At 70.8% G+C, this 18015-nt stretch carries 18 protein-coding genes; 13 read left to right on the top strand and 5 right to left on the bottom strand.

Annotated elements, in window-relative coordinates:
* Positions 1-19: 19 nt before the first annotated feature.
* Positions 20-946 carry a GlxA family transcriptional regulator gene (locus tag K1T34_RS06780; protein ID WP_255638361.1) on the top strand — a complete coding sequence of 309 codons (927 nt, stop codon included), beginning with the start codon at positions 20-22 and terminating at the stop codon, positions 944-946.
* A 159-nt stretch (positions 947-1105) separates the two neighbouring features.
* Here the strand turns inward: K1T34_RS06780 and K1T34_RS06785 are convergent, their stop codons facing one another.
* The gene (locus tag K1T34_RS06785) at positions 1106-1531 is read right to left on the bottom strand and encodes a Fur family transcriptional regulator (RefSeq protein ID WP_220243430.1); all 426 of its coding nucleotides are present in this window, start codon (positions 1529-1531) and stop codon (positions 1106-1108) included.
* A 161-nt stretch (positions 1532-1692) separates the two neighbouring features.
* On the opposite strand from K1T34_RS06785, the gene K1T34_RS06790 reads away from it, so the two are divergent.
* The 4 genes from K1T34_RS06790 to K1T34_RS06805 all read left to right on the top strand — a co-directional run bounded on the left by K1T34_RS06790 (position 1693) and on the right by K1T34_RS06805 (position 6183).
* Positions 1693-2121, top strand: coding sequence for a Fur family transcriptional regulator (locus K1T34_RS06790; RefSeq protein WP_255638363.1), 429 nt, complete (start codon positions 1693-1695; stop codon positions 2119-2121).
* A gap of 111 nt (positions 2122-2232) precedes the next feature.
* Positions 2233-4914, top strand: coding sequence for an ABC transporter permease (locus K1T34_RS06795; protein WP_255638364.1), 2682 nt, complete (start codon positions 2233-2235; stop codon positions 4912-4914).
* Entirely contained in the window at positions 4901-5566 is a 666-nt protein-coding gene (locus tag K1T34_RS06800; protein WP_220243431.1) for an ABC transporter ATP-binding protein, read from the top strand. Before K1T34_RS06795 ends, K1T34_RS06800 begins: the two co-directional genes overlap by 14 nt.
* The gene (locus K1T34_RS06805) at positions 5563-6183 is read left to right on the top strand and encodes an ABC transporter ATP-binding protein (RefSeq protein WP_220243432.1); all 621 of its coding nucleotides are present in this window, start codon (positions 5563-5565) and stop codon (positions 6181-6183) included. Before K1T34_RS06800 ends, K1T34_RS06805 begins: the two co-directional genes overlap by 4 nt.
* Here K1T34_RS06805 and K1T34_RS06810 read toward each other — a convergent pair.
* Positions 6177-6713, bottom strand: coding sequence for a PadR family transcriptional regulator (locus tag K1T34_RS06810; protein WP_220243433.1), 537 nt, complete (start codon positions 6711-6713; stop codon positions 6177-6179). The genes K1T34_RS06805 and K1T34_RS06810 overlap by 7 nt on opposite strands.
* Positions 6714-6774: 61 nt before the next feature.
* Here K1T34_RS06810 and K1T34_RS06815 point away from each other — a divergent pair, with 61 nt between their 5' ends.
* Positions 6775-7701 (top strand): hypothetical protein, encoded by a 927-nt coding sequence (locus K1T34_RS06815; RefSeq protein WP_220243434.1) that lies wholly within the window; start codon positions 6775-6777, stop codon positions 7699-7701.
* A gap of 204 nt (positions 7702-7905) precedes the next feature.
* Here the strand turns inward: K1T34_RS06815 and K1T34_RS06820 are convergent, their stop codons facing one another.
* A complete protein-coding gene (locus K1T34_RS06820) occupies positions 7906-9123 on the bottom strand; it encodes a copper resistance D family protein (RefSeq protein WP_220243435.1) in 1218 nt (405 codons plus the stop codon).
* A 174-nt stretch (positions 9124-9297) separates the two neighbouring features.
* Here K1T34_RS06820 and K1T34_RS06825 point away from each other — a divergent pair, with 174 nt between their 5' ends.
* From K1T34_RS06825 to K1T34_RS06840, 4 genes are read left to right on the top strand one after another with little or no spacing between them, the layout of a single operon-like run.
* Entirely contained in the window at positions 9298-10377 is a 1080-nt protein-coding gene (locus tag K1T34_RS06825) for an isocitrate/isopropylmalate dehydrogenase family protein (protein ID WP_220243436.1), read from the top strand.
* A complete protein-coding gene (locus K1T34_RS06830) occupies positions 10374-11735 on the top strand; it encodes an NAD-dependent succinate-semialdehyde dehydrogenase (protein WP_220243437.1) in 1362 nt (453 codons plus the stop codon). The genes K1T34_RS06825 and K1T34_RS06830 overlap by 4 nt, the downstream gene beginning before the upstream one ends.
* A complete protein-coding gene (locus K1T34_RS06835) occupies positions 11732-12148 on the top strand; it encodes a cupin domain-containing protein (RefSeq protein WP_220243438.1) in 417 nt (138 codons plus the stop codon). Before K1T34_RS06830 ends, K1T34_RS06835 begins: the two co-directional genes overlap by 4 nt.
* A gap of 9 nt (positions 12149-12157) precedes the next feature.
* Positions 12158-13039, top strand: a complete 882-nt coding sequence (locus tag K1T34_RS06840) for a GntR family transcriptional regulator (RefSeq protein ID WP_220243439.1) — start codon at positions 12158-12160, stop codon at positions 13037-13039.
* A gap of 78 nt (positions 13040-13117) precedes the next feature.
* On the opposite strand, the gene K1T34_RS06845 is transcribed toward K1T34_RS06840, so the two are convergent.
* On the bottom strand, positions 13118-14038 hold the full coding sequence (locus K1T34_RS06845; protein ID WP_220243440.1) for a MurR/RpiR family transcriptional regulator: 921 nt from the start codon (positions 14036-14038) through the stop codon (positions 13118-13120).
* 77 nt (positions 14039-14115) lie between these two features.
* Positions 14116-14949: a PHB depolymerase family esterase gene (locus K1T34_RS06850; RefSeq protein WP_220243441.1), complete on the bottom strand. Its 834-nt coding sequence runs from the start codon at positions 14947-14949 to the stop codon at positions 14116-14118.
* A gap of 179 nt (positions 14950-15128) precedes the next feature.
* Here K1T34_RS06850 and K1T34_RS06855 point away from each other — a divergent pair, with 179 nt between their 5' ends.
* From K1T34_RS06855 to K1T34_RS06865, 3 genes are read left to right on the top strand one after another with little or no spacing between them, the layout of a single operon-like run.
* A complete protein-coding gene (locus tag K1T34_RS06855; protein ID WP_220243442.1) occupies positions 15129-16268 on the top strand; it encodes a C45 family peptidase in 1140 nt (379 codons plus the stop codon).
* Complete coding sequence (locus K1T34_RS06860) at positions 16268-17011, top strand: amino acid ABC transporter ATP-binding protein (protein WP_220243443.1); 744 nt, start codon at positions 16268-16270, stop codon at positions 17009-17011. Before K1T34_RS06855 ends, K1T34_RS06860 begins: the two co-directional genes overlap by 1 nt.
* 57 nt (positions 17012-17068) lie before the next feature.
* Positions 17069-18013 carry a transporter substrate-binding domain-containing protein gene (locus tag K1T34_RS06865; RefSeq protein WP_220243444.1) on the top strand — a complete coding sequence of 315 codons (945 nt, stop codon included), beginning with the start codon at positions 17069-17071 and terminating at the stop codon, positions 18011-18013.
* The last annotated feature ends 2 nt before the right edge of the window (positions 18014-18015 follow it).

The following is an 18015-nucleotide window of genomic DNA, read 5'->3' on the forward strand; positions in this document are numbered from 1 at the left end:
GCCGCCGTAGATTCCCCGGGTGGGCCTGTCGAGACCGGATGTCCCGATCGCCGTCCTCGTGTTCGACGGCGTCCGGCTGCTCGACGTGACCGGGCCGCTCGAGGTGTTCGACGTCGCCGCCGAGCTCGGCACCGGCTACGTCGTCACGATGTGTTCCCCGGACGGGCGCGACATCACCACGTCGAGCGGCTTGCGCCTGGGCGTCGACCAGGCCGCGGCCGACATGACCGGCGTCGACACGCTGGTCGTGCCCGGCGGCGAATGCCTCGTGAAACCGGGGGCGAACGCCGAGCTGCTCACCTCGATCCGGCACCTCGCGCGCGGAGCCCGGCGCGTGACGTCGGTGTGCGCGGGCGCCTTCGCGCTCGGCGCCGCGGGCATGCTCGACGGCCGCCGCGCCACCACGCACTGGCGCCACGCCGACACGCTGCAGGAGCGTTACCCCGCGGTCGAGGTCGACCCCGAGGCGATCTACGTCCGCGACGGCCGCGTGCTCACCTCCGCCGGCGTCAGCTCCGGCATCGACCTCGCGCTCGCGCTGGTGGAGGAGGACGCCGGCGACATCCTGGCCCACGAGATCGCGCGCGAGCTGGTGGTCTTCATGCGCCGCCGCGGCGCGCAGCCCCAGCTCTCCGTGCCCGCCCGCACCCCGCGCCCGCGCCGTGACATCGTCCGCGCGCTGTGCGACGAGGTCGCCGCCGACCCGGCCGGCGACCACTGCCTGACGAGCATGGCGCAGCGCGCCGGACTCAGCACGCGCCACCTCTCGCGGCTGTTCAAGGAAGGCACGGGCCAGACGCCGGCAACCTACGTCGCCGCGGTGCGCCGGGAAGCGGCGATCGCGCTGGTGATGAGCGGCGAGACCGTGGCCGCGGCGGCGCGGCGCAGTGGTCTGGGCAGTGACGAGACGCTGCGCCGCCACCTACGGGCGCAGCCGGACGACTAGAGCCGGCGCCGCAGCGCTTAGCTGCTCCCGACAGAAGTGGTTCTTCCCGCGGGTGGAAACCCCGGGAGACGTGATGCCGCATGGCGTGGAGAGAAACTGACCGCGCGTGACGTGACAATACCGCCGACCCGGCGGCCGTCAGTCCGTTGTGGACGGAAGTCACTCAGCAGCGGAAGCGCACGCGTCGCACACGCCCCACCACGTCACCTCGGCCGATTCGACGCGGAAGCCCGGCGCGGTGACCGGTTCGAGGCACGGCGGGGTGCCGACGGCGCACGGCACGTCCTGGATCGCCCCGCAGCCGCGGCAGACGAGGTGGTGGTGGTTGTCGTGCCGCTGCGGTTCGAAGCGCGCGGGTGAGCCCGCGGGCTCCAGCGAACGCAGCAGATCGGCCGAAACCAGGTCTTCGAGCACGTTGTACAAACCCTGCCGGGAGAGCCCGCCGGCAACGCCGTCGGCTTCGAGGTCCACGGCGAGTTCGGCCGCCGTCGAGTGCGGGTGCCGCTCGACCGCGGCCAGCACCGCTCGCCGCTGCGGCGTGTTGCGCAGCCCTACCCGGCGCAACCGCACCCCGAACGCGTCCATGCCCGCAGCGTACCCCAGAATGGACTGCATCAACTCTGGCGTGGAGAAGCTCACAAATCACCCGCCGAACCCCTGCCCACCTGCCCTTACGCCGCTGCGCAACCCACACTTGACTCCATCTGACAATTGACTCCATCAACTCTAGGTACTAGAAAGGTCTTGTGCCCCCGACTCCCACGCTCCCCCAGCCGTCGCCCGGCCACATCGACGCCGGGGCCCGCCTGCGCCGCGCCGGCCTGCGCGTGACCACCGCCCGCCAGGTCGTGCTCGAAACCCTCGCCGAGCAGCCGCACACCACCGTCGCCGAGCTGCTCCCCCACGTCCGCGACCGCCTCCGCTTCGCCTCCACCCGCGCGATCCACGACGTCCTCGCCACCGGTGTGTCCGCCGGGCTCGTCCGCCGCTTCGACACCGTCGGCGTCGCCCAGCGCTACGAGCTGACCGGGCCCGAACACGGCCACCTGCTGTGCACGAACTGCGGCCGCCTCGACTCCGTCGGCACCGCCGAAGGCACGGGCGCGCCGATCCTCACCGGCGTGTGCTCGCACTGCGCTCCGGACGGGCACGCCCACCTCGAACCGGCCCGCTGAGCGGGATTCGGCCACAGCCCGTCGTCGCGCGGGTGCGGTCGGCCAGCGCGGGCGTTTCGAAACGATCTCGGCGCGCACTGAGGGGCAAACGCTTGTGTGAAACTCCTCGACATGCCGAGGAGGGGGTTGCCCACGCCGTGGTCGCGGGCCGTGCGGACGGGGTGGCGCAATCCGGCGGTGGTGATCGCCGTCGCGGCGGCCGCGGTTCTGGTGGCGCTGCCCGCCACGGCCGTCGCGTTGTTCCTTTCGGCGGCGGGCAATGCGACGCTGCAGCAGCAGACGTCGCTGGCGTGTGAATGGTCGGTCGGCGCGCAGTGGCAGGGCGGCCTGCCGATGCAGCAGCGCGACCCCGCCGTGGCCGAGCAGGTCGGGAAGAGCCTCTACGACACGCGCGCGAAGCTGGCCGGTCAGGCCACCGCCGAGGTGCCGCGGGCTTCGGCGCCGGTGTCGACCGTGGTCTCCGGCGCGTCGGTGGAAACGGCGACGGGCACGCCGGCGCACCCCGAGCAGACGGTCGTCAACCTCATCTCGCGCACCGGCTTCGAGAGCCACATCCAGGTGGTCCAGCGCGGGACCGGACCGGGCATCTGGCTGCCGGACCAGTTCGCCGCGCTCAAGAACCTCCACGCCGGCGACCTCGTGACCGTCCGCGGCGGATCCCGCAACGACCTCAAGCCCGCCGGCAAAGCCACCGCGCCGGAAGGCGGCAGCACGTCGACGATGCGCGTCGCCGGGATCTACCGCGACCTGCGTTCGCTGCCGGACCAGCAGTACTGGTGCAGCCTCGTCGGCCTCTACCGCGGCAGCCCGCTCTCCAACACCGGCACGTACCCGGTGGCGCTCGTGTCGCCGGACGATTTCTTCCACATCGCCACCCAGAACTCCGGCGTGCAGAACCTGGTGGAGAGCTCCGTCGACACCACGGGCATGACCACGGCGAGCGCGCCGCCCGTGGTGGCCGGGCTGGAGCACGTCCGGGCCCGCACCGAGAACCCCGGCGATCCGCTCGGGCAGGCGTTCCACCGCTTCGGCAGCACGGAGTACACGTCTTCGCTGGGCGGCATGGTGGTCCGCGCCGACCAGGTGGCCACGCAGCTGGCCACCACCGTCGTGCCGATGGGCGCGGTGGGCGCGCTGGCCGGGCTGGTGATCGCCGCGGCGGCGGGCTCGTTCTGGGTGGACCGGCGCCGCGCCGAACTGGCGGTGTTGTCGTCGCGTGGGGTGGGACCGCTCGCATTGGTGGGCAAAGCGGTGCTGGAGGTCGGCACGATCGTGGTGCTCGGCAGCGTCGCGGGCTGGTTCCTCGCGCGCTACCTCGTGGCGGCGCTGGGGCCGAGCCCGCTCGTCACGCCCGGCGCGCTGGTCGGATCGGTACTCGGCGCCGCCGCCGCACTGCTGGTGACGCTGGGGGCGATCGCCGTTTCCAGCGGGCGCCGGATCACCGCGTTGTTCGACGCGCGCACCACCCGCCGCCACAACTGGCCGTGGGAACTGCTGCCGCTCGGCGCCGCGGTGGTCTGTTATTTCGTGCTCGGTGACGATCCGGAGGCGGGTGTGGGTGCCTCGGGGACCGTCGCGCGAATCCCGCCGCGGCTGATCGTGGTGCCGCTGCTGCTGGTGATGGGCTTGGCGCTGCTGGCCGCGCGCATCGTGCGGTTCTCCGTGGTACGTCTGCGGCCGGTGTCACTGTCGCGCGCGGTCGCCTTCTTGTCCTGGCGGCGGCTCGCGTCCGCGCCGGCCGCCGCGGCCGTGCTGATCGGTGCGACGGCGATCCCGATCGCGCTGTCGGTGTACGCGACCACGGTCACCGGCTCGGTCGAGCGCACGCTGCACGCCGAGGGCCAGCTCGTGGTCGGCACCGACGTGGTCGTCGACCTGACCGGGCCCGCGCAGGCGCCGCCCGGGTTCCCGTCCAGCTTTGTCGAGCGCTACGACTCCGGCACCATCGGCCACACCACCGTCAACGTCCTCGGCGTCGACCCGGCGACGTTCACCAGCACCGCCTTCTGGGACAACCTCCTGCCCGGCCCGGCCCTCGACGACCTGATCGCCGGGCTGAACGCACCCGGCGCACCCGCCGGCGTGCTGGCCGGGATCCCCGGCACGTCCGGGCGGACGCAGGTGGAGATCAACGGCCACACCGTCGAGCTCTCCGTCACCAGCGTCGCGCAGCTGCCCGGGAAGAGCGCCGGGTTCCCGCTGATGTTCGTCCGCCGCGACGTGCTCACCCGGCTGGCCGGCGAGAACCTGCACCACGAGCTGTGGCTGCGCGGCGACCCGGCGCGGATCGTCCCCGCATTGTCGGCCGGCCACGTACCGGTCGGCACGCTGAGCCAGGCCCAGGACGTGACCGCGAACGGTGTCTACGCGGCCATCACCTACACGTTCCTGTTCCTCACCGCCGTGTCCGTGCTGGCCGGCGCGATCGTGCTCGTGGGGCTGTTGCTGTACTTGAACTCGCGGGCACGAGCGCGGCGCAGCGCGTACTTGTTGTTGCGGCGCATGGACATCGGACCCCGCGCACACTGGCGCGCCCTGCTCTACGAAGTCGGCGGCCTGCTCGCCACCGGCTTCGTCGCCGGCCTCGGCTTCGCCGCGATCGCCGTCGCCATCACCAGCGCCGGCTACGACCTCGACCCCGCCGCCGCGCCCGGCACCCTGATCGCCACTCCGTGGTCGCTCACCGCCCGCCTCGCCGCGGCGACCCTGCTGGCCGCCGTGCTCGCCACCCTCGCCGCCCAGCGCGCCGTCTCGCGCGCCCGCCCGTCGGAGGTGCTGCGTGACACGAACTGACGCACTCCGGTGCGAAGACGTGCACCAGACCTACCAGACCGCGACCCACGACGTCGTTGCCCTGCAAGAGGTTTCGGTGTCCGCCGCCCGCGGCCGCGTCACCGCGCTCGTCGGACCGTCCGGCTCCGGCAAATCCACCCTGCTACGGATCCTCGCCTGCCTCGAACGCCCCGTGCGCGGTCGCGTCGAGATCGACGGCGTCGACGCCACGGCCCTGTCCGCCCGGGGCCGGCGCGGACTCCGGCGCCGCCGCCTCGGCTACGTCTTCCAGAACCCCGTCGACAACCTGCTCGGTTACCTCACCGTCGACGAACACCTCGAACTCGCCACCCGCCTGCGCAGCACCGGCACCCCGTCGAGCGAGCTGCTCGCCACGCTCGGGCTCGGGCACCGCGGCGACAGCAAACCCAGCGGCCTCTCCGGCGGCGAACAGCAACGCGTCGCCCTCGCCTTCGCCGCTGCCGGCGATCCCGCCGCGCTGCTCGCCGACGAGCCGACGGCCCAGCTCGACCGCGCGTCGGCCCACCTCGTCGGCGACGCCGTTCGCCGGCTGGCGGCCCTCGGGCACGCCGTGGTGGTCGCCACCCACGACCCCGAACTGGTCGCCGTGGCCGACGACGTGATCGAACTCGTGGACGGACGCATCCGATGACCGTGCTCACCCTGACCGATGTTTCGAAGAGCTACCGCCGCACCCAAGTGCTGCGCCCGATCAGCTTCGAGCTGCATCCCGGCGAGCTCGTCGCGTTGACCGGCCCTTCGGGCTCCGGCAAAAGCACGCTGCTGATGATCGCCGGCGGCTGGGAGACGCCGGACACCGGCAGCGTCACGCCGGGGTCGTTGTTGCCGGACGTCCCCATGGCGCGAATGCCATGGCAGCACCTGGGTTTCGTGCCGCAGTCCATCGGCTTGTTCGACGAACTCACCGTCGCCGACAACCTCGCCTTCGCCGCCCGCACCGGCGGCAACGCCGACCTCGCCAAGCTGCTGGAAACCCTTGATCTCGCCAAGTTCGCCGACCGCCTCCCCACCGAAATCAGCCGTGGGGAACAACAACGCGCCGCCGTCGGCCGCGCCCTGGCCACCGCACCCACCCTCGTCCTGGCCGACGAACCGACGTCACACCAGGACCGCACCCACGCCGAAGTCGTCCTCGCCCGCCTGCGCACCGCCGCCGACGCGGGCGCCGCCGTCCTCGTCGCCAGCCACGATCCGCTGCTGGCCGCGCACACCGACCGCACGATCGCGTTGACGGGCGCCGCTCACTGAGGCCAGGCGAGCTCGCCGTCGCCGATGCGGTCCGCTGTGCGCCTCAGCCACTCGACGTCGTGGTGCAGCCGCGACAGCAGGTAGTGCGCCTCGATCATGTGGACCTCGAGCGTGGCCGCTTCGCGCGTGGCGGTTTCGAGCCCTGCGATCTCCTCGCGCACGAGCCCGATCCGCTTGCGCAGCACGGCTTGTGCTTCTGACGGCGGCAGAATCCCGAGGTACGCCAACGCCGTCACGAACGGCGGCCCACCGGTCAGATCCGCGCCGAGCTGCTTGCGCACGCGCTCGGCCAGCGCGGCCACGCCGTCGTCGGTCACCGCGAGCACGTCGCGCTCGGCCCCGCCCGTCGCGGCAACCCACCCCTCGGCCGTGAGCCGGTCCAGCAGCGTGTAGACGGTCGCGTTGCGCACTTCGAGGTAGCCGTAGCGGCTGCGGACCTCGCTGAACACCGCGTACGCGTGGCGCGGTTGTTCCACGAGCAGGCCGAGGATCGGCAGCACCAGCGGGTTGTCGAGCGCGTTCTTGGGCACGCTTGAACATTACCTCATTGCTCGTATACGGTTAGCCGTATACGGCTACGAGGAGGTACCTGTGATCTTCGGGATCTGGCCCGGTGTCGTCGACGCCGACCTGGTCGAGTTGAAGCCGCTGCCCTGCCCGCCGGAAGACCCCGGCGCGACGATGGCGGCCTTGAAGGAACTCCAAGGGGAAGCGCCGGAGTTCTACGTCCGCTGCTACCGGCACTTCGGGAACGAGTGGTCCCGCACACCCGAGCGGCCTGAGCTTTACGCGGGCGAGGGCCGGCTGATCGACCTGGTCGCGTGCTACCAGAGCTGCGAACCCGACCCAGAGGGCTTCGCCGGCTTCGTTCGCCAGGCCGTCCGCGACGTCGCCGCGTGGGGCGGCGGCAAGGTGCAGGTCGGCGAGGAGCTCAACGTGCCGGCCCCACTCGACGGCGGCAGCCCGGGTTGCTTCGAGGCCGTCGGCGCCGGCGTCGCCGCGGCCTTCGACGAACGCGAGCGCCTCGGCGTCGACGTCGGGATCGGGGTCAACTCCGCCGGCCCCGCCGATCCCGCGTTCTGGGGACGGCTGGCCGCGGCGATCGGCCCGGACCACTTGGCGCGCCTGGACTTCCTCGGCTTGGACGTCTTCCCCGACGTCTTCCGTCGCATCCCCCACGAGCAGCTCGCCGGCGCCGTGACGTTCCTGCTCACGGGATTCCGCTCGGTCACCACCGATATCGGCGTCCCCGAGACCACGCCCATCCACATCACCGAAACGGGCTGGCCCACCGGCGACGACCGCGACGAAGCCACTCAGCGCGTAGTGCTGGAAACCGTCGCGCAGGCCATTGTGGACTCCGACGTCGGCGTCGCTGCGTACGAACTCTTCGGCCTGCGCGACAGCCGCTCGGACGCCGGGTGGACCAGCGGCTTCGGCCTGCTCCGGGACGACTACTCGCCCAAGCCCGCGTTCGCCGCCATCCGCGACTTCATCCGCGAACACCGCGAAGGCTGATCTCTCACTTCCGTGAAGAAACCCGCAATACCAGCGCCAGCACTGCCGACAGACCCACCAGCACCACCGCGGAAACCACCGTGCCCATGCCCGCCACCGCTTTCTCGTTCAGGACCCTCAAGGTCTCCTGAACGACGGCGGGGCGGGCATGGGCACGACGAACGCTTGACACACCAACGCGTTTCCCTGATGTGCCCTTGACGCTCAGCTCTCCGCGGCCACGGCCTCACGCTGCTCGACCTCGTGGGCACGCGCCGCCGAACGCGACAGGCGATCCGACACCTTCGCCGTGGTCACGAAGGAAATCGCGATCAGGATCGCCAGCACCACGCCGATGCCGATGACGGTGCCGCTCAGCGTCGGGTCTTCGGGGTCGCCGGCCTCGACGCGTGCCGAACCGGTGAGGAACGAGAGCACGAACAGCACGCCGACGGCGAGCAGCACCTCGATCGTCACCAGCACGGGGAACGTGCGCAGCGCCAGGCGGAACACGGAACCCTCGGCGCCGGCCGCCCGGGCGCGGCCGATGCGCGGCATCATCACGAACTCATTGGCCGCGCCGATGCAGATCATCGTGAACACCAGCGACACCTTGATGACGAGGAACCGCCCGAAGCTCGTGGTGAACAGCTCCGACGGGCTGCCGACGAGCGAGTAGGCCAGCCACAGGCCGGTGATCAGGATGCAGCCCACGGCGACCATCGCCAGCGTCGAGAACCGCGTCCAGATCTGCGCGAACACGTCGCCGGCACCGAGGGAGAGCCTGCGCCGCGAGAACGCCAGGATCACCAGGCCCGCGATACCGCCGACCCACGTCGAGATCGAGAAGACGTGCAGGTGATCGAGCAGCGAGTTGGCGATGGTGTCGAAGGTGGCCTTGGAGAAGTTCGTCGGCAGCAACGTGACCTGGTAAGCCACGAAGTTGACGATGAGCGAGGTCAGTGTGAGCACGCCGAGCTTTTCCCGCAGCCGCGGCGAGAACGCCAGCATCAGCACGATCGCCGCGACGCCCCACAGCGCGTACTGGATCAACGCCTCGGCGCCGCTGGAGATCCAGTCGCCCTTCTTGCCCGGCACCGAGATGAAGCGCCAGATCGCCGCCGGCGACAGCGCGTCGCCGAACGGGATTTCCTTGCCCTTCACGCGGGCGCCCTTGCCGGCGATCTGGAAGTACAGCGCCACCAGGAACCACGTGCCGACGAGCGCGTAGTAGACGCCGGCGCGGCGTTGCAGCACTGCGCGGTCGGCGGGATCGACCGACGGCCGCCTCAAGACGGGTCGCAGCACGATCAGGTAAAGCATGCAGCCGCCGATCGAACCGATCAGGCCGGCGAAGTACGCCATTTTGGTGATGACCCGCCACACCTCGGGGGTCGGGTTCGCTTCGGCCGCGGACACGGCCTGGGTAAGCAGCAGGGACATCGGCAGCCATCTCCTCGAGCGGGGGGACGTGAGCCGTACAGGTGGGGAGGCTCTTGGCGGTCGAAGGTAGCTGATCCTACAACAGATGTGAAGACTGAAGCGTCCACTACATTGATGGTATATTGCTAGAGTGAAAAACCAGAGTCGGAACATCCGCAGTCGGAAGGAGTGTCCGTGAAAGTCCTCGTCCTGCCCGGCGACGGCATCGGCCCGGAGATCACGACGGCGACCCTGGACGTGCTCGGAGCCGCGGATCGGCGGCTCGGGCTCGGCCTGAGCTTCGAGATCCGCGACATCGGCCTGGCCTCGCTCGCGACCGACGGCACCACGCTGCCGTCCTCGGTCCTCGAGCGGGTGCCCGAGGTCGACGGCACGCTGCTCGGCCCGGTGTCGCACTACGAGTACCCGCCGCGCGACGAGGGCGGGATCAACCCGTCCGCCGCGCTGCGGACCACGTTCGAACTGTTCGCCAACGTGCGCCCGTGCCGGTCGCGCGAGGACCTGAGCATCCTGCGCAAGCCCATGGACCTCGTGATCGTGCGCGAGAACACCGAGGGCTTCTACTCCGACCGCAACATGTTCGCCGGCACCGGCGAGTTCATGCCCGACCCCGACCTCGCGCTGTCCGTGCGCAAGGTGAGCGCGCGCGGATCCGCCCGCGTCGCGCGGGCGGCGTTCGAGCTCGCGCGCGGCCGCCGCGGCAAGGTGACGGCGGTGCACAAGGCCAACGTGCTCAAGCTGTCCGACGGCCTGTTCCTGCGCGAGGTGCGCGCGGTCGCCCAGGAGTTCCCCGACGTGGAGCTGGAAGAGCTGATCGTGGACGCCGCCGCGGCGCTGCTGATCCGCGACCCGCAGCGGTTCGACGTGCTGGTGACCACCAACATGTTCGGCGACATCCTGTCCGACGAAGCCTCCGAGCTGTCCGGCAGCCTCGGCCTCGGCGGCTCGATCAACGCCGGGCACGACGTCTGCGTCGGCCAGGCGCAGCACGGTTCGGCCCCCGACATCGCGGGCCGGGGCGTGGCCAACCCGGCGTCGCTCATCCTGTCCGCGGCGATGCTGCTCGACTGGCGCGGCCGCCGCGACGGCAACGACGCACTCCTGGCGGGTGCGGAACTCGTGACCCGCGCGGTGGACACCGTGCTCGACAACCCGGCGACGCGCACCGCGGACGTCGGCGGAACACTCGGCACCGAAGCGTTCGCCGGCGCGGTTTCCGAGTCCGTCACCGGCCTTCCGGTGGGTGCTCGATGATCCAGTCCGTGAACCCGGCGACGGGCAAGTCACTGTCCACTTACGACTTGCACACGGCCGAAGAGGTCGACGCCGCACTGGATGCGGCCGTGGCCGCACAAGCCGAATGGCGCGAGAAACCGCTTTCCGAACGCGTGGAGCTGCTTCGCGAGCTGGCGGCGGTGCTGCGCGCCGGGAGCGCCGAGTACGCGCGGCTGATCACCGAAGAGATGGGCAAGCCGCTCGCCGAAGCCGAGGCCGAGATCGAGAAGTGCGCGCTCAACTGCGTGCACTACGCCGAGCACGCCGCGGAGTACCTGGCCGAGCGCCCGGTGCTGGCCGAGGCTTCCGTGGTGGCCGAACCGCTCGGCGTGGTGCTCGCCGTGATGCCGTGGAACTACCCGTTCTGGCAGTTCTTCCGGTTCGCCGCCCCGGCACTGGCCGCGGGCAACGGCGCGATCCTCAAGCACGCCACCAACGTGCCGGGTTGCGCGCTCGCCATCGAGGACGTGTTCCGCAAGGCCTCGGCGCCCGCCGGGCTGGTGCGGGCGCTGCTCGTCGACGTCGGCGAGGTCGCGAAGCTCATCGCCGACGACCGCATCGCCGCCGTGACGCTGACCGGTTCGACGCGCGTCGGCGCGCTCGTGGCCAGCCAGGCCGGCGCCGCGCTCAAGAAGCAGGTGCTGGAACTCGGCGGCTCGGACCCGTTCGTGGTCCTCGCCGACGCCGACGTGCCGGCCGCCGCCGAGACGGCCGTGCGCGCGCGGTTCCTGAACAACGGCCAAAGCTGCGTCAACGCCAAGCGGTTCATCGTGGACGAAGCCGTGGCCGACGAGTTCGCCGAAGCCTTCACCGCGGCGGTCGAACGGCTGCGGGTGGGCGATCCGGCCGAGGCGGGCACCACCGTGGGACCGCTCGCGCGCGAGGACCTGCGCGACGGGCTCGACGACCAGGTGCGCCGCACCGTCGCCGCGGGCGGCGTGCTGCGGACCGGCGGTGCGCCGGTGGCCGGGCCGGGCTACTTCTACGCGCCGACGGTGCTCGACCGCGTGAAGCCGGGCATGGCGGCGTTCGACGAGGAGACGTTCGGGCCGGTCGCGGCCATCGTGCGGGTCTCGGGCGACGACGAGGCCCTGGCACTGGCCAACGACACCGAGTTCGGCCTCGGCGCGGCCGTGTGGACGCGGTCTTCGGAACGCGCCCAGCGCTTCGCCAAGGGCCTGCAGGCCGGCGCGGTGTTCGTGAACAGCATGGTCGCCTCCGACCCGCGCCTGCCGTTCGGCGGAATCAAGAAGTCGGGCTACGGTCGGGAGCTGGGCGCGGACGGGATCCGCGAGTTCGTGAACGTGAAGACCGTGTGGTTCGGAGGAACCCGATGAGCGAGCAGAAGCCGTTCCCGTCCGTGGTGCTGCGGCCGGCCGAGCTGTCCGCGGCCGACCGCGGCGGCGGCGCGCGCACGATCCCGCTGGTGAGCAAGGCCCTGGGCGCCGAGGTGTTCCTCAACGGCCAGACCCTCTTCGACGGTGGTGCGGGAATCCCGCTGCACACGCACAACTGCCCCGAGAGCGTGGTGATCCTGGAGGGCGAGGCGATCGTGGAGATCGACGGCGCCGAGCACCACCTGTCCACTTGGGACACCACCTACGTTGACGCGGGCGTGCCGCACCGGTTCCGCAACGCCTCGGCGACGGCGCCGATGCGGATCCTCTGGACCTACGCCTCGGTGGAGGCCACCCGCACGATCGTCGCCACCGGCACCACCACCCGGGTGGATGCCGAGCACCGGCGCTAGCCTGGGTAAGTGGAACAGACCCCGACCCCGCTCACCCGGCAGGTCGCGGCGCGCATCGTGGGCTACATCCGCGAGACCGCGGCCGAGCCGGGCACGCGGCTGGTGGAGCGCACCCTGGCCGCGCACCTGCGTGTTTCGCGTTCACCCGTGCGCGCGGCGCTGCGCCTGCTGGCAGACGAAGGGGTGGTGGCCGTCGCCGAGCCCGGCGGCGGCCACACCGTGGCCCGCCCCGTCACCGAGCTCACCGTCGAGACCGGTGAGGAGGACGAGGAGCAGTACCTGCGCATCGCGTCGGACCGGCTCGACGGCGAGCTGCCCGACCGCGTGAGTGAGAGCGAGCTGGCGCGCCGCTACGCCCTCACGCCGGCCCAGGTGACGGCCGTGCTGCGCCGCATCTCCGGCGAGGGCTGGATCGAGCGGCTGCCCGGCTACGGCTGGGAGTTCCAGCCGATGCTGACGTCGCAGGAGTCCTATGAGGACAGCTACCGCTTCCGTCTCGCGCTCGAGCCCGCGGCGCTGCTGGAACCCGGCTTCGCCGTGGACCAGGCGGCCATCGAAGTCGTTCGCGCGCAACAACTCGAGCTCGCCGAGGGCGCCGCGCACACCGTGACCAACACCGAGCTGTTCGCCCGCAACCGCGCCTTCCACGAGGCCGTGGTGGCGTGCAGCCACAACACGTTCTTCATCGATTCGCTGCGCCGCGTGGACAACCTGCGCCGTCTGATCGAGTACCGGCGCACGCTCCCGCGCGACCGGGCCGCGGTGCGCTGCCGCGAGCACGTCGACATCGCGGACCTGCTGCTGACCGGCCGGACCGCCGACGCGGCGGAGTACCTGCGGAGGCACCTGAGCACCGTCGGCGTGGAGAAAACGGCCGGCCCCGGTTACTAATCCGGCCAAAAGTAGGCCGACCCCCGCGCGGCACGCAACCGATACCGCGAAAGCCATTCGGCCGTGACTGTGGCCGGATTAGTAACGATCGGCACTGCCAGCGACCCCGTCGCCCCGCGGCAAGCGCGGTGCGCGCAGATCACCGTTGATCAGGTCGGAACGCAGCGAAGTCAGCAGTTCCGACGTCTTCGTCGCGCGGTTTTCGTCGCGGGAGGCCAGGCGCAGCACCAACGCGTCGGTGAGCACCTCCGCGCTCAGCATCTCCCCGGTGAAGTTGCTGGCGCTCTGCGGGGCCGTGAGCGAGACGTCCACCCGGGAGCCGAACAACGGCCCCAGCGAGCTGGACACCAGCACCACGCTCGCGCCGACCTCCTCGGCGTGATCGAGCAGCACCTCGATCTCGCCGAGGATCCGGCCGGGGATGTAGAGCACGACGACGTCGTCCGGGCCGAGGCCGAGCAGGTCGTCGGCCAGCTGGAACCCCGTGGCGCCCGTGGAACGCGCACGTCGGCCCATCCGGACCAGGCGCATGGTCAGGTACCGCGCGACCAGGCTCGAGGCCCCCAGGCCGAAGCTGAGGACCTCGCGCGCGTCGTCCAACAGGTCGACCGCGTGCAGGAACTCGTCGGACTGCACGAGCCGCCAGGTGGCGGCCAGCCGCTCGGTCGCGTCGGTGAAGACCTTGTCCACCACGGCATCGCCCGCGGTGGCGCCGTCGGGCAGCTCGGTCAGCAGCCGGTGCGACGGGCTGGTCTCCAGCGCGACCTCGCGCGCCAGGCTGCGCCGCAGGTCCATCAGCCCCGCGAACCCCAGGGATTTCGCGGTGCGCACCACGGTCGCGTCGCTGGTCGCCGTCGCGCCGCCGATCTGCTCGGCCGTCGCGAAAATGGCGTAACGGCCGTGGTCGCGCAGGTACTCCGCGACGGTCCGCTCGGCCCGCGACATCTTCGGCAGGCATCGCGCGATCCGTGCGCGCAGCGACTCTTCCTCGTTCCCCATCCCACCCTCGTTTCCCGATCCACGTGCCCACGGGAAGGCCGCCACGGTGCGGCCGTGCCCCGTGAACCCGTCACGCGCTACGGCCGGCGCGCCAGCTCCCCGGCGATGAAGGCCTTCACCACCGGCTGGATCATCAGCCCGCGGTGCGCGACCCCTGGCACCACGTCGAACTGCACGTCGATCCCGTTGCTCTCGAAATTCTTGCGCAAGGTGGTCAGCCGCTCGATGCGCGTGTCACCACCGGCGTCGATCCCCGGCTCCGCGATCTCCCAGGTGTCCTTGTCCTCGCCGCCCACGATCATCTGCACCGGCAGCTTGCGCAGGCTCTCCACCTGCACGTCGGTGCCGAACAGCTCGCGCACGTCGGCGGTGCCCAGCCACCACGGGACGTCCGGGTCGATCCGCGTAACGCGGCCCGGAGCGCCGATGGACAACGCGGCCAGCCGGTCGGCGTGGAGGTAGGCGAAGCGGTGCGCGAACTGCCCGCCGCCGGAGAAGCCGTGCAGGTAGAAGCGCTCTGCGTCCACGCGGAAGCGCGCGGCGACCTCGGCGATGATGTCGAGCAGGATCAGGTCGTAGCGGATGCCTTCGAAGCTCAGGCGCTTGAAGCCGTGCAGGTCACCGGGCTGCGCGATGCCCGCCGGGAACAGCGGCGCGAGCACGATCGTGTCGTTCTCCTCCGCGAACTCGCGGTAGTCGTTGCGGTAACGCTCCGCGGTGCGCTGGGTGCCGTGCATCAGGACGAGCAGCGGCAGCGGCGTCTCGGAGGTGCGGTGGGCGCTGGGCACGTAGAGGCAGTAGGAAAAGCGCTGGTCGCTCTGCAGCGCGAAAAACGGCGTCGGCCCGCCGTAGTAGAACTCCGTCGGGTCGAGGACTCGGGCGGAGTCGGGCGTCGCTTGGGGGCTCGTCATGGAGCGGTTCTCCTTGGCATGGCGTGGGACCGTCCTGCACCGTCGTAACCATGTAGTAACGACGACAGGTGTTGACAACTTCGTAGCACGGTCTATCTTATCCGTAGCTGCCACTACAAGTTCCTGATGAATGTAGCGCAAACCTTCAACGAATCGCCAGCACCGGGAAAGAGGTATTCATGGCAGTCCGGTTGGTCCAGATCGAAGGTGGTCCCCGTGAGCGGGGACTCGCCTACGGAGAGGCCGCCAGGGCGGAGATCCGCACGTCGATCGCCTATTACCGCGAGGCCTTCCGGCTCTCGTCGGGTCTGGAGTGGACGGACGTGCAGGCCTCGGCCCGGCGCTGGCGCGCACCCGTCGCCGCCGTCGCACCGCACCTGCTCGAAGAGATGGACGCGATCGCCGACGGCGCCGGCGTGCACCAGGACGAGATCCTCGCGCTCAACGCGCGCGGCGAGATCGTCCGCAACCACGACAGTGCCTTCAACCCGGCTGTCGCCGAAGACGAAGAGCCCACCGACGGCTGCTCCTCCTTCGCCCTGCTGCCCGAGGCGACCGGCGACGGTCACGTCTACTGTGGACAGAACTGGGACTGGCGTGAAGGCACGCAGGACACCGTGGTGCTCCTGCGTGTGGTCCAGCCGCCCAAGCCGACCCTCATCATGCAGGTCGAGGCCGGCCAGATCGGCCGCCACGGCGCCAACTCCGCGGGCATCGCGCTCAACGGCAACGGGCTCAACGGCCGCTTCGGCACCCCGATCGGCATCCCGCAGCCGGTGCTGCGCCGCCTGATCCTCGACCACGACTACCTGAAGAACGCCCTGAAGGTGCCCTTCGACGTCCACCAGCACATCGCCACCAACCTGCTGGTGACCCACCGCGGCGGGGTCGCCGTGGACTACGAGACCACCCCGGTCGTGCACCGCTGGGGCGTGCCGCGCGACGGCATGCTGGTACACGGCAACCACTACCAGTACGGCATTCCCGAGCAGATCTCCGGCACGTACCGCGTGTCCCCCGTGGACTCGCTCTACCGCGTGCAGGTGATCGAACGCGGGCTCGCGGCCGCGCGCGCGGCCACCAGCTCCGCCGAAGTGCGCAAGGTCGTCGCCGCGACGATGAGCGACCACGTCGGGCACCCCGACGGCGTGTGCGCCCACGTGGACGAGCGGGCGCCGGAACTCAAGCGCTACAAGACGATCGCCTCGAGCCTGGTCGACCTGACCAGCGGCGAGTACCGCGTGGCGATCGGCAACCCCTGTGAGAACGACTACGAACTGCTGCCCTGGCAGCTCTACGACGGCCCCGGAGGTCACTGATGACCGGACCCGTGCTCGCCAGCCTGCGCGGTGTGAACAAGAGCTACGGCGAGGTGCAGGTGCTGTACGACGTCGACCTCGACATCCACCAGGGCGAGGTCGTGGTGATCCTCGGCCCGTCCGGGTCGGGCAAGTCGACGCTGTGCCGCTGCATCAACCGCCTGGAAAAGATCAACTCCGGCACCATCACGCTCGACGGCAAGCCGCTGCCCGCCGAGGGCCGCGACCTGGCGCGCCTGCGGGCCGACGTCGGCATGGTCTTCCAGTCGTTCAACCTCTTCGCGCACCGCAGCGTGCTCGAGAACGTGACGCTCGGGCCCATCCGCGTCCGCGGGATTCCCAAGCGTGAGGCCGAAGCGACCGCACGACGGCTGCTCGACCGAGTCGGGGTGGCCGACCAGGCCGACAAACTGCCCGCCGAGCTCTCCGGCGGCCAGCAGCAGCGCGTGGCCATCGCCAGGGCGCTCGCGATGAACCCCAAGATCGTGCTGTTCGACGAACCGACCAGCGCGCTCGACCCGGAAATGGTGAGCGAGGTCCTCGACGTGATGACCTCACTCGCCGCGGAGGGAACCACGATGGTCGTGGTCACGCACGAGATGGGCTTCGCCCGCCGCGCCGCCCACCGCGTGGTCTTCATGAGCGAAGGCCGCATCGCCGAACAAGGCACCCCCGAAGAGTTCTTCGACCGCACCGGCACCGCCCGGGCGCGGGACTTCCTGTCCAAAGTCCTCCAGCACTAGTCACTCCAGCACTAGTCCCTCCAGCACTGAATTCCGCACCGTAACAAGGAGAAAGCAATGAAGCTGACCAGAATGACCGCCGCCGTCGGCGCGGTGGTCGTCGCGGGCGCGCTGCTCGCCGCGTGCGGCAGCGCCCCGGCCACGGCCCCCGGCGGCGCCGCCCCGAAGCCGGCCGCCGCCGACGTCGCCAAGATGATCAGCCAGGACGACGCCGTCGCGGGTGCGCCGGTGGGCCAGAACCTGCCGCACTCGCCGATGCTGGACAAGATCCGCCAGCGCGGCGAGCTGGTCTGGGCCGGCAGCCGCAACACGCTGGGCTTCTCGCAGCTCGACCCGGCCACCGGCAAGATCTCCGGCTTCGACGCCGGGATCGCCGACCTGCTCGCGAAGTACCTGCTGGGCAAGCCTTCGGCGAAGATGCAGAGCGGTGGCTCCGACACCCGTGAGGGCCTGCTCGGCAACCACACGATCGACGTCGCGATCCAGACGTACACGATGACGCCCGAGCGCGCCAAGCTGGTGAACTTCTCCGGCCCGTACTACATGGCCGCCAGCGGCATCATCGTGAAGTCCACGGACACCACGATCAAGACCGCCAAGGACCTCGCCGGCAAGAAGGTGGCCACCGAGTCCGGCGCGGCGAAGACCGCTCTGGTCACCGAGGTGCCGACCGCGCAGCCGGTGCTGTTCGACACCACCGCGCAGTGCATCGCCGCGGTGGAGCAGGGCCGCGCCGACGCCGTGACGCTGAACAACGCTTCGCTGCTCGGCGCGATCCAGACGCGCTCGGACGTGAAGCTGCTCGACGCGACGTTCGGCTCCAACCCGTTCGGCATCGGCGAGCCCAAGGACGACCCGGTGTTCAAGCAGGTCGTCGATGAGTTCCTGCAGAAGATCGAGGCCGACGGCACCTGGACCAAGCTCTGGCAGGGCACCGTCGGCAAGCTGCTGAAGACCCCGCCGCCCACCCCGCCGAAGCTCGGCTCCGTCCCCGGCGTCTGACC

Source organism: Amycolatopsis sp. DSM 110486, assembly GCF_019468465.1.
In the GTDB taxonomy this organism is placed as follows: Bacteria; Actinomycetota; Actinomycetes; order Mycobacteriales; family Pseudonocardiaceae; genus Amycolatopsis.